At 60.5% G+C, this 14,786-nt stretch carries 10 protein-coding genes; 7 read left to right on the top strand and 3 right to left on the bottom strand.

Going from position 1 to position 14,786, the window contains the following annotated elements; genetic code table 11:
- Positions 1-8: 8 nt before the first annotated feature.
- From QMX86_RS15505 to QMX86_RS15495, 3 genes are all read right to left on the bottom strand, one after another.
- Positions 9-311, bottom strand: a complete 303-nt coding sequence (locus QMX86_RS15505; RefSeq protein WP_122708315.1) for a hypothetical protein — start codon at positions 309-311, stop codon at positions 9-11.
- Positions 312-665: 354 nt separating this feature from the next.
- A complete protein-coding gene (locus QMX86_RS15500) occupies positions 666-1,904 on the bottom strand; it encodes a M20/M25/M40 family metallo-hydrolase (RefSeq protein WP_039762305.1) in 1,239 nt (412 codons plus the stop codon).
- Positions 1,905-2,141: 237 nt separating this feature from the next.
- Positions 2,142-3,215 (bottom strand): diguanylate cyclase, encoded by a 1,074-nt coding sequence (locus QMX86_RS15495; protein ID WP_282386199.1) that lies wholly within the window; start codon positions 3,213-3,215, stop codon positions 2,142-2,144.
- 188 nt (positions 3,216-3,403) lie between these two features.
- Between QMX86_RS15495 and QMX86_RS15490 the strand changes: the two genes are divergently transcribed.
- The 7 genes from QMX86_RS15490 to QMX86_RS15460 all read left to right on the top strand — a co-directional run bounded on the left by QMX86_RS15490 (position 3,404) and on the right by QMX86_RS15460 (position 14,623).
- A complete protein-coding gene (locus QMX86_RS15490; RefSeq protein ID WP_282386200.1) occupies positions 3,404-4,858 on the top strand; it encodes an NAD(P)/FAD-dependent oxidoreductase in 1,455 nt (484 codons plus the stop codon).
- A 21-nt stretch (positions 4,859-4,879) separates the two neighbouring features.
- The gene (locus QMX86_RS15485) at positions 4,880-5,806 is read left to right on the top strand and encodes an alpha/beta fold hydrolase (RefSeq protein ID WP_056784590.1); all 927 of its coding nucleotides are present in this window, start codon (positions 4,880-4,882) and stop codon (positions 5,804-5,806) included.
- A 163-nt stretch (positions 5,807-5,969) separates the two neighbouring features.
- On the top strand, positions 5,970-7,469 hold the full coding sequence (glcD, locus tag QMX86_RS15480; RefSeq protein WP_282386202.1) for a glycolate oxidase subunit GlcD: 1,500 nt from the start codon (positions 5,970-5,972) through the stop codon (positions 7,467-7,469).
- Entirely contained in the window at positions 7,469-8,518 is a 1,050-nt protein-coding gene (gene glcE, locus QMX86_RS15475) for a glycolate oxidase subunit GlcE (RefSeq protein WP_282386204.1), read from the top strand. Before glcD ends, glcE begins: the two co-directional genes overlap by 1 nt.
- A gap of 2 nt (positions 8,519-8,520) precedes the next feature.
- On the top strand, positions 8,521-9,741 hold the full coding sequence (glcF, locus tag QMX86_RS15470; RefSeq protein ID WP_122708325.1) for a glycolate oxidase subunit GlcF: 1,221 nt from the start codon (positions 8,521-8,523) through the stop codon (positions 9,739-9,741).
- Positions 9,742-9,829: 88 nt separating this feature from the next.
- Positions 9,830-11,218, top strand: coding sequence for a VOC family protein (locus QMX86_RS15465; RefSeq protein WP_282386206.1), 1,389 nt, complete (start codon positions 9,830-9,832; stop codon positions 11,216-11,218).
- 165 nt (positions 11,219-11,383) lie between these two features.
- Positions 11,384-14,623 (top strand): ATP-binding protein, encoded by a 3,240-nt coding sequence (locus QMX86_RS15460; protein WP_282386209.1) that lies wholly within the window; start codon positions 11,384-11,386, stop codon positions 14,621-14,623.
- The last annotated feature ends 163 nt before the right edge of the window (positions 14,624-14,786 follow it).

The raw sequence follows: 14,786 nt of genomic DNA, 5'->3' as shown, positions 1-14,786 counted from the left end.
CTAAACCGCTAAACCGGCGTCTTGTAAGCCTCTTCCCGCTGCGCCGCCCGCGCCTGAATCACATTCAGAATCGCGCAGCCCTCGCGCATCAGCAGATGAACCGCGCTGGTCACCCGCGTCAGATCACAATCGGAAATGCCCTTGAGGTTGAGGCTGGCGAAAGTGTCAGCCAGATCACACACGACCACAAACCGGTGCATCGCACAGGCGGCCATGTCGCTGAGTTCAGTGTGGGTATTGATGAAGAGCACCGGGGATTCGGCGTCGTAGGTGTCGATGGGGAGATAGCGCGGCATTACTTGGTCGGTCATAGAGTTCACTCCAGAAAGGTCAGGTTCTGTATTCGACCGGCCAAGATCGTCGCAGAGTTATCTGCGAACCGAGACTATAAGAGCCGCGCCCGACGGCCGCAACCAGAGCTTCTGTCGGACTTTTCGGTATTTTTTGTGCGCCGTCCTCGACTTCCACTTTTCCCACAAAAGCCCCTCACCCTAGTCCTCTCCCAGAGGGAGAAGGAACCGATTGGGGGATGCTCGGGAGCTACTAATGATCGTTCCCACGCTCCGCGTGGGAATGCAGCCCGGGACGCTCTGCGTCCCACACAAAGCCGAACGCGGAGCGTCCGTTGAGGCATTCCCACGCAGAGCGTGGGAACGATCGCTCCTTCACCGCGGCTTGGCTAACTCCATGATCATCCGCGACAACAGATAAATCCGCGGTGCCACACTCGCCACTTCGGCATATTCCTCAGGCGTGTGAATATTGCCGCCGACAATGCCGAAGCCATCCAGCGTCGGCGTCCCTACGCCTGCGGACAGACTGGCATCCGCCGCGCCACCACTGCCCTCCTCGGTCAGCTTGCGGCCAATTTCGCCGTAGATTCCCTGGGCCATGGCCATCAGGCGATCCGACTCGGCCGTTTGTGGCATCGGCGGCAAACCGCGTTGCAAGGAAGTTTTCACTTCGGTCTCGGCAATCAACTTGTCCTGCGATACCCGCGCCAGATCCTTCTCGATGCGATCAAACTCCTCCGGCACTGCCGCGCGCACATCCGCCTTGGCCGTGGCCTGATCAGGAATCACGTTGGTGCGATCACCGGCCTTGAGCACGGTAAAGTTGATGGTGGTCTTCTTCGCTTCATCGCCGAGCTTGCCCAGTTGCAGAATCTGGTGCGCCGCTTCCATCGCCGCGTTCCGTCCCAATTCTGGCGCGACCCCGGCGTGGGCGGCTTTGCCTTTGACTTCGACCAACGCCGTCGCACTGCCCTTGCGCCACACCACCAGGCCATCGGCCGGACGGCCCGGTTCGAGGTTGAGGGTGACGTCGTGCTGTTTGGCGGTTTTCTTGATCAGGTCGGTGGCGACGTCGGAGCCGGTTTCTTCGCTAGCGTCCAGCAGGAAAGTGATCTGCGCGTAGTCTTTGAAGTCGAGGTTCTTCAGCACTTTAAGCGCGTAGATGCCGGCGACGATGCCGCCCTTGTCGTCCATCACCCCCGGCCCGTAGGCACGCCCGTCCTTGATGTGGAATGGCCGTTCGGCAGCCGAGCCTTCCTTGAACACCGTGTCCATATGCGCCATCAGCAGGATTTTCGCCTTGCCGGTGCCTTTGAGCGTGGCCAGCACGTGGTTGGATTTTTCCGGGGTGTTGGGCACCAGTTCGATAGTTGCGCCGAGTTTTTTCAGCTCATCAATGGCGATGTCGCTGACCTGTTTCAGACCCGGTTCATAACCGGAACCGGAGTCGATATTGACCAGTCGTTCCAGTAACTTCAGGGCTTCGGGCTGGTACTGCTCGGCATCGGCGAGCACTTGTTTATGCGGTTCTGCGAAAGCGTTTACGGCCGAGAGCGCGAGGGACAGACCGAGACTGGCGGCCAGCAGAGAGCGGGGAAATGAGAACGTCATGAAGCAGTCCTTGTTTCGTGTCGGAGGGATTCAACCGTAACCGACATCGGCGCAAGGCTCTATAGCGGATGCGACACTTGCCCGACTGACACCGAACAAACTGTAGGAGCTGCCGAAGGCTGCGATCTTTTGATTTTGATCGTTCCCACGCGCAGCAAAGGAACGCAGGCCGGGACGCAGAGCGTCCCAAAAGATCGCAGCCTTCGGCAGCTCCTACATGGGATCTCCGATCACTCTTCAGACCGAATCCAGCAGCGCCTGCCTCGGCTTGTTGTCGCTGTTGCAGATCACCCGATTGCGCCCACTGGCCTTGGCTTCATACAACGCCTGATCGGCCTCATCCAGCCAACGCGTGGCGTCGGCATGGCTCGGGTCGTAGGCGGCCAGACCAATGCTCAGGCTGACCTTCAACGCCGGGTTCTGCTCGTAGCCCATCACCGCAAAACGCTCGCGCAAGGCTTCCATGGCCTGAGCCGCGTTAAACAGTGGCAGTTCCGGCAGGATCACGCAGAACTCATCCCCGCCATAGCGCCCGGCCACGTCCGTGGCGCGCAGATTCTGTTTGAGCAGTTTGCTCAACTGGCGCAGGACGATATCGCCAGCGACATGCCCATAGGTGTCATTGATCGCTTTGAAGTGGTCGATGTCGATCAGCGCAATCGCCGCGCCCTGCTGCTGGCGTTTGCAGCGCTGGAACGCGAGGTTCAGTTGATCCTTCCACGCGCCGTGATTGAGCAGGCCGGTCAGGCTGTCGGTGCGACTCAACGCCAACAGCTCGCGCTTGTGCCGACCGAGGGTCGAGGCCTGGCGAAAGCAGATCCAGCCCAGCGCCAGCGGATACAGCAACAGCAGCGGCAAACAGGCGTACAACTGCAGCGGCGTTGTTGGCGGGATGAACGCCGGCGCAAACACCACCAGCCCGACGCCGATGCCCGATAGCTGCGCCGCCGACCCGGCGAGCAAAAAACGCCCACCGCCAATGGCGACGTTGTTCATTGCCATCATCGAAATCGTGGTTGCGCTGGGCAAGGGATTGAACTGCATGGCGGCGACCCAGAAGCCGCCCATGAATGCATCGATCAGCAAATTGCGGTGTTCGGCGCGAAACGGCACGCTCGAGCTTCGCGCCCATAGAAAGGCCAGATGCGGCCAGACCAGGCCGTTGAAGAGCATCAGGCCCCACACCCACAGCGGCGGATCGAGCGCGTGCATCGCCACGCTGACACACATCAGCCCGAGCAGCAGCCCGAACACCCGCGACCTGTAAAGCCTCCTGGCCAGTGAAAATCCCTTTCCTCGCGTATTTCCCATAAGGGCCTCGACCGCGCGATGCATGGTTACATCCCGACAAGGATGTGTCCGGAGTCTATCAGGGCGCCGTTAAATAGCCATCACCGGCCAGCGGCCTGAATAGAGCGCTATCAGCGCCGCACGCGCGGCTCAGAGTTGGCTATAAATGAAAGAGGGGAAATGGAAAAACAACTATAAAAAGGGGGCACATGCATACCTACGCTGTGTTGATCATCGGCAGCGGTTTCGGCGGCCAGTGCGCGGCGGTCAACCTGCTCAAGGCCGGAATCGACGACTTCCGCATTCTCGAGCGACGCGCCTTCTTCGGCGGCACCTGGTGCCAGAACACCTACCCCGGCGCAGCGGTGGACGTGCCGTCGCCGCTGTATTCGCTGTCATTCGCGCCCTACCGCTGGTCGCAGATGTTCGCCGAACAGGCGGAACTGCGTCGCTACACCGAACAGCTGATCGAGCAGTTCGGTTTACGCGAGCGCGTGGAACTGGGGGCGGATGTCGAGCGCGTCGAGTGGGACGAAGCGGAAAAGCGTTGGTTGGTGCACACCCGCGCCAGAGGTACTTTCCGAACCCAATTCCTGATCAATGCTTCCGGGCCATTGAGTCAGCCGGTCATCCCCCACTTTCCCGGGATGGATCGCTTTCAAGGCAAGACTTTTCACACAAATAATTGGGATCACAGCTACGACTATCGCGGTAAACGCGTGGCGATCGTCGGCAGCGGTGCCAGCGCAGCCCAAGTGATCCCGGCGATTGCACCCCAGGTCGAACATCTGCATGTGTTCCAACGCACGCCGCATTGGGTGCTGCCGCGTGCCGATCGCAAATTCGGCCGTTTCCAGCGCTGGCTGCTCGGTCTGAAGCCGGCGTACAAGCTGCTGCGCTGGCTGATCTACTGGAATTTCGAAACCCGGGTGATCGCCTTCAAATACTCGAAGCCGGCGATTCATCTGGTCCAGCGACATGCGCTGCGGTTCCTCAAGCGTCAGGTTCCAGACCCGGTACTGCGGCAGAAACTCACCCCGGACTTCACCATCGGCTGCAAACGCGTGTTGGTGTCCAGCACGTACTACCCGGCGCTGAGCCGCGCCAACGTCACGTTGCACAGTCGCGAGCACGGCATCGCCTCGATCGACGAAAGCGGGATCAACACCGTGGACGGCGAGCATCTCGATGTTGATCTGATCGTCTGGTCGACCGGTTACGACGCCACCGACGGGGTAATTTCCTACCCGGTCAGCGGTAAAAACGCGGTGCAACTCAGAGATGTCTGGGCCGAATACCCGCGCGCCTACCTCGGCACCAGCCTGCCGGACTTCCCCAACCTGTTCATCGTCACCGGGCCGAACACCGGCATTGGCCACACTTCGGCGCTGTTCATCATCGAATCGCAGATGAACTACATCCTCGACTGCATCCGCACCGTACGGGCCAAAGGCCTGCGCAGCATCGAAGTGCGCCGTGACGCAGAACGTACCTACACTGCAATGATCCACCGGGAAATGCAGCGCACGGTGTGGAAGTCCGGTGGTTGCCACAGTTGGTACCAGAGCAAGAGCGGTCATGTGATCGCGATGTTTCCCGGCTTCAGTTTCAGCTATCACCTGCTGACCCGGGCGCTGAAATTGGCCGACCATATTTTGTCCTGAACACGTAAAAGGAAGACGTCGATGCTTTTGCTGTTTGTCGCACTCGCGGTTTTCGTGGCCTGGAGCTGGCTGAGTTATCCGGCGGTTGGCCATTGGCTGTACGACCTGGCCATGGCCAGCGAGGCCAGGTTGTACAAATTGCACAAGATCGAAGTGCCGATCGCCGAGATGACCGTGTCGACCTGGCAAGGCGGGCCGTACGAGGCGTCCAGCGCGATCCTGATGCTGCACGGCTTCAGCGCCGACAAAAACCTCTGGCTGCGCTGCGCCCGGCACTTCGTCCGTCAGTATCGGGTGATCATTCCGGATCTGGCCGGCCACGGTGAGACTGGCTTCAAGGCTGGCGGCGGTTACGACATTGCGGTTCAGGCCAAACGCATGATTCAACTGCTCGACGTCTGCGGCGTGGAGAAAGTCCACGTCATCGGCAACTCCATGGGCGGCTACATTGCCGCGTGGCTGGCGGCGACCTATCCGGAGCGAATCGCTTCGCTGGCCTTGATCGACCCGGCCGGCGTCACCGCACCGGAGCCGAGCGACATGGAGCGCCATCTGGCGCGCGGGCACAATCCGTTTCTGATCAATTCCCGCGAAGAATTTCAGCGTTTCTACGCAATGACCATGGAGTCGCCGCCGTGGGTGCCGAAGCTGGTGCTGGACGCCGTCGCCCAGCGCTACGAGCAACAACGTGACGAGCTCGAAGAAATCTTCCGCGACTTCCGCGCCAGCCCGCCGATGGAGCCGAAACTGGCCGAGATCAAATGCCCTGCACTGTTGCTCTGGGGACGCAAGGATCGCCTGATCGACGTCAGCAGCGTACCGGTGTGGAGCAAGGGCATCGCCAATCTCGAAGTGGATGTGTGGGATCACGTCGGGCACATGCCGATGGTCGAACAGCCGGGAAATACCGCGCGGCTGTACGGGGAATTTCTGGAACGACAGCGATGAACATGGATATTCGCAATGCCCCAGGTGGCGCAACTGATCGTTCCCATGCTCTGCGTGGGAATGCCTCAGGGGACGCTCTGCGTCCAGTGACGCAGAGCGTCACGGGCTACATTCCCACGCAGAGCGTGGGAACGATCAGCGGAGACAGAAGGTTGGCGTTCCCATGAACATCCTTTACGACGAACGCCTCGACGGTCCGTTGCCCGAGGTGAACAAGGGCGAATTGCTCAAGGCTCTGCAACAAGCCCTGCCGGACCTGGACATCCTCTGGCGCGAAGATGAACTCAAACCCTACGAATGTGACGGCCTCTCCGCCTACCGCACCACGCCGATGCTGGTCGCCCTGCCCCGGCGTCTGGACCAAGTGCAAACCCTGCTGAAACTGTGCCATCAGAACAATGTGCCCGTGGTCGCGCGGGGTGCCGGCACTGGATTGTCCGGCGGCGCCCTGCCACTGGAAAAGGGCCTGTTGCTGGTGATGGCGCGGTTCAACAACATCCTGCACATCGACCCCGCTGCACGTATCGCGCGGGTTCAGCCGGGGGTGCGCAATCTCGCCATCTCCCAAGCGGCGGCCCCGTTCGGCTTGTATTACGCACCGGATCCGTCGTCGCAGATTGCCTGTTCGATCGGCGGCAACGTCGCGGAAAACGCTGGGGGCGTGCATTGCCTCAAGTACGGCCTGACCGTGCACAACGTGCTGAAAATCGAAGTGCTGACCATTGAGGGCGAACGTCTGACGCTAGGCTCCGAGGCGCTCGATTCAGCCGGTTTCGACCTGCTCGCCTTGTTCACCGGCTCCGAAGGCCTGCTGGGGATCATCACCGAAGTCACGGTGAAGTTATTGCCCAAACCGCAAGTCGCCAAGGTCCTGCTCGGCAGTTTCGATTCAGTGGAAAAGGCCGGCCGCGCGGTTGCCGAAATCATCGCTGCCGGGATCATTCCGGGTGGTCTGGAAATGATGGACAACCTCGCCATCCGCGCCGCCGAAGATTTTATCCACGCCGGTTACCCGGTCGACGCCGAGGCGATTCTGTTGTGCGAACTCGACGGCGTCGAAGCCGACGTGCACGACGATTGCCAGCGCGTACGGGAAATCATGACAGCGGCCGGCGCCACCGAGGTGCGCCAGGCCCAGGACGAAGCTGAGCGTGTGCGTTTCTGGGCCGGGCGCAAAAACGCGTTTCCGGCGATCGGCCGGTTGTCGCCGGATTATTACTGCATGGACGGCACCATCCCGCGCCGCGAATTGCCCGCTGTGCTGCAAGGTATCGCTAGCCTCGGCGAGGAATATGGCTTGCGCGTGGCCAACGTGTTCCATGCCGGCGACGGCAACATGCATCCGCTGATCCTGTTCGATGCCAACCAGCCGGGGGAGCTGCATCGCGCCGAGGCACTGGGCGGCAAGATCCTCGAACTGTGCGTCAAGGTAGGCGGCAGCATCACCGGCGAGCACGGCGTCGGTCGCGAAAAAATCAATCAGATGTGCGCGCAGTTCAACAGCGACGAGTTACTGCTGTTTCATGCGGTGAAAGCCGCGTTCGATCCGCAGGGCTTGCTCAATCCTGGCAAGAACATTCCGACCCTGCATCGCTGCGCCGAATTCGGCGCGATGCACATTCACGCTGGGCAACTGCCCTTCCCCGAGCTGGAGCGATTCTGATGGCTGATTTCGATGCCGCCAACGCCCTGCTCGATCAGGTCAACGCCGCGCGGGCCAATGCCACGCCGCTGAAGATTCAGGGCGGCAACAGCAAGGCGTTTCTCGGTCGCGAGGTGGCCGGCGAAGTGCTCGACACCCGTGCTCATCGCGGCATCGTTCAATACGATCCGACCGAACTGGTGGTCACGGTGCGCGCCGGCACGCCGTTGTCCGAGCTGCTCGCTGCGCTGGATGACGCCGGGCAAATGTTGCCCTGCGAACCGCCATCCTTTGCCGACAGCGCCACGGTCGGCGGCATGATCGCCGCAGGATTGTCCGGGCCACGCCGGCCGTGGTCCGGCTCGGTTCGCGACTTCGTTCTCGGCACGCGGGTGATCACCGGCCTCGGTCAGCATCTGCGCTTCGGCGGCGAAGTGATGAAAAACGTCGCCGGTTATGACCTGTCGCGGCTAATGGCCAGCAGTTTCGGTTGCCTCGGCGTGCTCACCGAAGTGTCGCTGAAAGTCCTGCCGAAACCACGCCAGTGCCTGAGCATTCGCATCGACATCGACTGCGCTCGCGCCTTGAGCAAACTTGCCGAATGGGGCCAGCAACCGCTGCCGATCAGCGCCGCGTGCCACGATGGCCGGAGCCTGTACCTGCGCCTGGAAGGTGGCGAAGGTTCGGTAACGGCGGCGCATCAACGCCTCGGCGGCGAGCCGCTGGATTCGGTTTTCTGGCGCGACCTCAACGAACAGCGCCTGAGTTTTTTCGACGAAGGTTTGCCGCTGTGGCGCCTGTCATTGCCGAACAACCTCGGCCCCCTCGAACTGCCCGGCGAGCAACTGATCGACTGGGGCGGTGCGCAACGCTGGGTGAAATCCGAAAGCCCTGAGATTCACGCACTCGCCCATTCCTTGGGCGGCCATGCAACGTGCTTTACCCACGGCGCCACCGATTCGCCGTTCCAACCCTTGGCGCCAACCCTGCTGCGCTACCACCGGCAACTCAAGGCGCAACTCGACCCGCAAGGGCTGTTCAACCTCGGGCGAATGTACGCGGAGGTCTAGCCATGCAAACCACCCTCAGCGAGCAATCGCGAAAATTGCCCCGGGCTGGCGAAGCGGAAAAGATCCTGCGCACCTGCGTGCATTGCGGCTTCTGCAACGCGACGTGCCCGACCTATCAATTGCTCGGCGATGAACTCGATGGCCCGCGCGGGCGCATTTATCTGATCAAGCAAGTGCTCGAAGGCGCACCGGCCACCGAACAGACGCAACTGCATCTGGATCGTTGCCTGTCGTGCCGCAACTGCGAAACCACCTGCCCGTCCGGCGTCGATTATCACAACCTGCTCGACATCGGCCGTGCGGTGGTCGACAGCGCGGTGCCACGCCCCGCCGCCCAGCGCTTGCTGCGCGAAGGCTTGCGCGCGTTGGCGCCGAATCCGGCTGTGTTCAAAGGCTTGCTGCGCATGGGCGCGACCTTTCGGCCGCTGCTACCGCGCCTGCTGGAAAGCAAACTGCCGCAGCGCTTGGGTGTTATGGGGTCGCGCCCTCCTCCTCGGCATGCGCGCCGGGTGTTATTGCTCGAAGGCTGCGTGCAACCGGGCCTGTCGCCGAACACCAATGACGCGACCGCGCGGGTGCTCGATCGCTTGGGCATCAGCGTCACCCCGGTGAGCGAGGCCGGTTGCTGCGGCGCTCTCGACTATCACCTCGACGCTCAGGCCAAAGGTCTTGACCGCGCTCGACAGAACATCGACGCCTGGTGGCCGCACCTGCAGAACGGCGCCGAAGCCATCGTGCAGACGGCCAGCGGTTGTGGCGCGTTCATCAAGGATTACGGGCATTTGCTTGCGGACGACCCGATCTACGCCTCGAAAGCCCGGCGGATCAGCGAAATGACTCGGGATCTGGTGCAAATAATCGCTGAGGAACCACTGGAGCAAGTATGCGCCGCCAGCGAACGGCGCATCGCCGTGCATTGCCCGTGCACCTTGCAGCACGCACTGAAACTCGGCGGCGCCGTGGAAGCCGTGCTGACCCGACTCGGCTTCAACCTCACATCGGTGCCGGACGGCCATTTGTGCTGCGGCTCGGCGGGCACTTACTCGCTGACCCAACCGGTGCTGGCGCGGCAACTGCGCGATCAGCGCCTCAACGCCCTGGAAAGCGGCCGGCCTGAGTTGATCGTCACTTCCAACGTAGGCTGTCAGAGCCATCTGGCCAGCGCCGGGCGCACGCCGGTCAGGCATTGGATCGAACTGGTGGATCAGTCGTTGGCAGAATGAAGTTCGTAGGATTCTTCGTTTGCCCGCGTGGGCGAAGGCTGCGATCTTTTCCGGCATCCATTTCGTCACCGTGGCAGGAATTTTTTTCATGACCGTGCAGCCGTTCGTCAGCCCCGACCTGATCCGCCAACGCTTCTCCCGAGCGATGTCCGACATGTACCGCGAAGAGGTGCCGCTGTACGGCGCGCTGATGGAACTGGTGGAGAAAACCAATCGCGAAGTGCTGGCACGTCAGCCCGAGATTGCCGGACAGCTCAAGCGCACTGGCGAAATCGAGCGGCTGGACATGGAACGCCACGGCGCCATTCGCGTCGGCACCGCGAGCGAACTGGCCACCCTCGCCCGCCTGTTCGCGGTGATGGGCATGCAACCAGTGGGTTATTACGACCTGACCCCGGCCGGTGTGCCGGTGCATTCAACGGCGTTTCGCGCGGTGCATGAAGAAGCGCTGCAGGTCAGCCCGTTTCGCGTGTTCACCTCGTTGCTGCGCCTGGAGCTGATTGAAGACGCTGAATTGCGTTCGTTTGCCGAGTCGGTACTGGCCCGTCGTTCGATTTTTACTGAAGAGGCGTTGCGCCTGATTGAACAGGCGGAAACGGCAGGCGGACTGAATGAAGCGGAGGCCGTGGAATTCGTCCGACAGGCACTGGAGACTTTTCGCTGGCACCACAGCGCCACCGTCAGCGCCGCGCAGTACCAGAAACTCAGCGCCCAGCACCGTTTGGTCGCCGATGTCGTTGCGTTCAAAGGCCCGCACATCAACCACCTGACCCCTCGCACGCTGGACATCGACACCGTGCAGGAGCAGATGCCTGCCCATGGCATTACACCAAAAGCGGTGATCGAAGGCCCACCGCGCCGCAACTGCCCGATCCTGCTGCGCCAGACCAGCTTCAAAGCGCTGGACGAGCCGATCGCCTTCACCGATCAGCCCGAAACCCGTGGCAGCCACAGCGCGCGTTTCGGCGAAATCGAACAACGCGGCGCCGCCCTCACGCCCAAGGGTCGCGCGCTGTATGACCGCTTGTTGAATGCCGCTCGCGATGAATTGGGCGACTTCCCTAACGAAGCCAATGCCGCACGCTACAACGCGCTGATGACGCAGCACTTTGCGGAATTTCCTGACAGCATCGAGGGCATGCGCGAACAGGGGCTGGCGTACTTTCGTTATTTCGCTACGGAAAAGGGCTTGGCCGCCGAAGGACTTGGTGAGTCGTCCCTGGAGGACTTGCTGCGCGATGGCTACGTGAAAGCGGAGCCGCTGGTGTACGAAGATTTCCTGCCGGTGAGTGCGGCGGGGATTTTTCAGTCGAACCTCGGCGATTCTGCGCAGACGCATTACGCCGAACACTCCAATCGACAGGCTTTCGAACAGGCGCTGGGGCGTTCGACCATTGATGAGCTGGGGTTGTATGCCGAGACGCAACGGCGGTCGATTGAGGAATGTGCCCAGGTGCTGCTGATCAAACGGCTCTGACGATTCGGCCTTGGAAACAAGGCGGCTTTTGAAACTGAAAAACGTGGGCGGACAGCATGCGGGTCAATGAACTGCAACGTTTTCGTGTCAATGACGAAGAAGTGATCGATGGCGCCTGATATCCTCTGCACCAGGATTCAAAGCCCAGCGCTTTCAAGGACGTTCATGACCATGCAGAATATCGTACGTTACTGGCACGCCGTCGAGTTGCTGCAACCCCAGGCAGCGCCCCAGCTGAAGAAGCGCGAAAGCGATTATCAGCCTTACTACCAGGATCTCCCTCTTACCGCCAAGGTTCTACCGTGGATGCCGACGAATCCTCTGGCCAGGGAAAATCTTCCGGAAAAACGCGCATGGAGTCACACGCTCTACGCTCACCTTTACGATAATCTGGTTGTAACCCGCCGGCTGGCCGAGTTGTACGGCGCTGATCAAGGGTACAAAGAGCCGCAACGGCGCACGTCAGCGCTGTTCTCGCTCAAGTTCAATCAGGAAGGCATGATGTTGATCGACAGCCTTGTTCTGTCCAGTGAGGCATGGTTTGTCGGTTGCGCCATCAATCATCAGGACTGGACACGCGGCTTCGACGAAACTCAAAAGTTTCTCCGCGAACAGGCCAACAGCCACTTCAGTGGTGTAGCGCAGGCTGATGATCTTCGCAGCATGACTGACTATGTGCGCAAAGTGCTGGGGGTCGATGAATTCTTCTCCGATCAACCGCGCATGCATCGCTTCCGCTCAGCACCGATCAATCCGAACAAGCCCGAACAGGAAGACGATCCACTCAACAGCTTTTTGCTGGAGGACCTCTGCGACGTTGCCGATGCGCTGGCGCGTGGCAAAACCAGCGAGGCGTTGGCTCGTTACCTCAGCCATCACGCCCCGGAGGAGCGCCAGCATCTGGATCAGGCAGATGCTGATCCGGCGCTTATCAATCGCCTCGCACCGTCGCAATATGCCGCAGGCTGCTGGCCTGCCGAACGACATCTAGGGCTGGTGCACTCCCAACAACTGGCAGTCAACAGCCTGTTGCACGAGCTCAGTTTCAAGGCCGGTATCATGGGGGTCAACGGTCCTCCCGGCACCGGAAAGACCACCTTGCTGCGTGATCTGATTGCCGCGGTGGTGACGCAGCGCGCGGACGTACTGGCGTCGTTCGACAGGGCTTCGCAGGCCTTTACCAAGGATGGACGCGAAGTTGCCAATGACGCTGGACATAACCGGTCTGCCTATACACTCGATGCGCGATTGCTCGGATTCGAAATGGTCGTGGCCTCGTCCAATAACGGTGCCGTGGAAAACGTCACTCTCGAGTTGCCTCAACAGGACAGGATCGATCCTTCGTGGCGGCCCGATGCAGATTACTTCAGCGAACTGGCCAGCCTGACAAGTGGCAAGCCCGCCTGGGGCATGATCTCGGCAGCGCTGGGAAGCAAGGCTAAACGCACGCTGTTTGTGGATCGCTTTTATCACGGAAAACGTCCACCCAAAGATAAAACAGGCGCACCGCTGGAATCGTCACAACCGCAAACGCCGGATTTGAACGAAGACGAAGCGTTGTACAGCGAAAATCCCTTGCTCGACAGCGCTGAGGTCGATGCCGCCGAAGCAAATGACAAGCCCTCTCCAAAGGGCATGCGCGACTGGTTGTTCGAACAGGCCGCGCACATGAAATCGCTTACCTCAACTGAAAAAGCCGCTCTCTGGCGAGAATCCGTTCAGCAATATCAGAACGCGAAGAGCGCCGAACAGGCGTTGCGTGCGCAAGTCAGTGACATCACCTCGCATATCGAGGCTGTGAACAGCGCCAGAGCGCAGATCCTGAAATCCACCCAGCAACGTCATACCCATCTGGTTGAGCGCCGCCGCCTTGATGAGGAGCAGGCCTTGCTGGAAGTTCGCCAACTCACCCCGGCACGGGAACAGTTGCAGCAGCAACTGCAACGCCTTGAAACGCATCTGACACTGAAACCAGGTTTTCTCGCCAACCTGTTCAGCTTGTGGGGCGCGCAGCGCAAATGGTTAGCTCGACAACAGATGCTCGTCAGCGCTCACGCTCTGGCAAAGGATGCCTACGACAGCATTCAACGTCTAATGCAGCGAATCAGCAGTCAGCTCAGCGAACTCGACCTGCAACTGGCCGCTGATCAAGAGCAGGTCGACCAAGCCGAGCGTGACGCTCGCCATCAGGTGGAAAAGGCTCGCAGCGTTGCTCAGACCGGTAAAGCAAGGCATGTGCTAGCGTGGCTTGACCATGGCGCAATGGGTCGAGGCAGTGACATCGAGCTGCTGGAACCCTGGATCGTCGAAGGCTGGCGTCAGGCCCGGAGCAAGGTGTTCATCGAAGCACTCAAGCTCCACCAGACCTTTTTCAGGATCGAGGCATCACGTCTGGGTGGCAATCTGGGTTTTATTACCAGTTTGCTGACTGGCAGTCGTTACGGCGGAGTGTCTCAAGCGGTCATGCGTTCGGCATGGGCGTCTTTGTTCATGGTAGTACCGGTGCTCAGCAGCACCTTTGCTTCGTTCGCTCGGTCTTTTGGCAGTCTTGGGTGCGGCGAGATCGGCTGGCTGTTGGTGGACGAAGCGGGTCAGGCTACTCCGCAAGCCGCAACGGGCGCACTGTGGCGCGCTCAGCGCGCCGTACTGGTCGGTGATCCGCTTCAGCTCGAACCTATCGTGACCGTTTCAGACGCGGTGCTCGAACATATGCGCACACGCTATCAGGTCGACGCTCACTGGCTACCCAATCGCCAGTCAGCTCAGTCGCTTGCCGATCAAGCCACTCGATGGGGCCGGATGGCCGGTCCAAAAGGGCAAAAATGCTGGGTCGGCCTGCCATTGGTCGTGCACCGCCGTTGCGACAAACCCATGTTCGACCTGGCTAACCGCATCGCGTACGACGGGGCCATGATCTACGGCACTGTTGCTCCTGCTGCCGATAAGGAAACGCCGGCGCGCCTGCTGACCGGCTGGGTCCATGCAAGCGGCCAGTCAAGCGGCAACTGGGTCGACAATGAAGGGCTGGAGCTCGATCGTTTGCTGGGCTTACTCGATGCCAGTGGAGTACCGTCGGACAGTATTGCCGTCATCACACCTTTTCAAGACGTGCGGAATCATCTCAAAGACCGTCTGCCTGGCAATATTGTGCGAGGCACCATTCACACCATGCAGGGTAAAGAAGCTGCGGTAATCATTCTTGTTCTGGGTGGCAGCAGCGACAATCCAGGTGCCCGGGAATGGGCCGTTTCAAAACCCAATCTGCTTAACGTCGCCGTCACCCGCGCGAGACGACGCCTGTATGTAATCGGCGATCGTAATGACTGGCGACAGCGCAAATTGTTCTGCGATGTCATGGAGCTGTTGCCAGCTCTGCCTTCAATAACGAATGAGATGTTTGCCTGAGCAACAGGCTTGGCGATCATTGCCACCTCGATGCCCAACTGCGCAAGAAGTTGCGCAGTTGGTCGTAATATTTCAGGGCCTGAATCCCCTGCAGCCCAAGCGGTGCAAGCCCTGCAGCCAAGTGCGCAAGAAGTTGCGCAGTACTGCGCAACTTCTTGCGCCC

Source organism: Pseudomonas sp. PS01270 (assembly GCF_029959775.1).
GTDB lineage: Bacteria > Pseudomonadota > Gammaproteobacteria > Pseudomonadales > Pseudomonadaceae > Aquipseudomonas > Aquipseudomonas atacamensis.
Note: the sequence above shows the minus strand (reverse complement) of the source record. Positions and strands in the feature narration are given on the sequence as shown.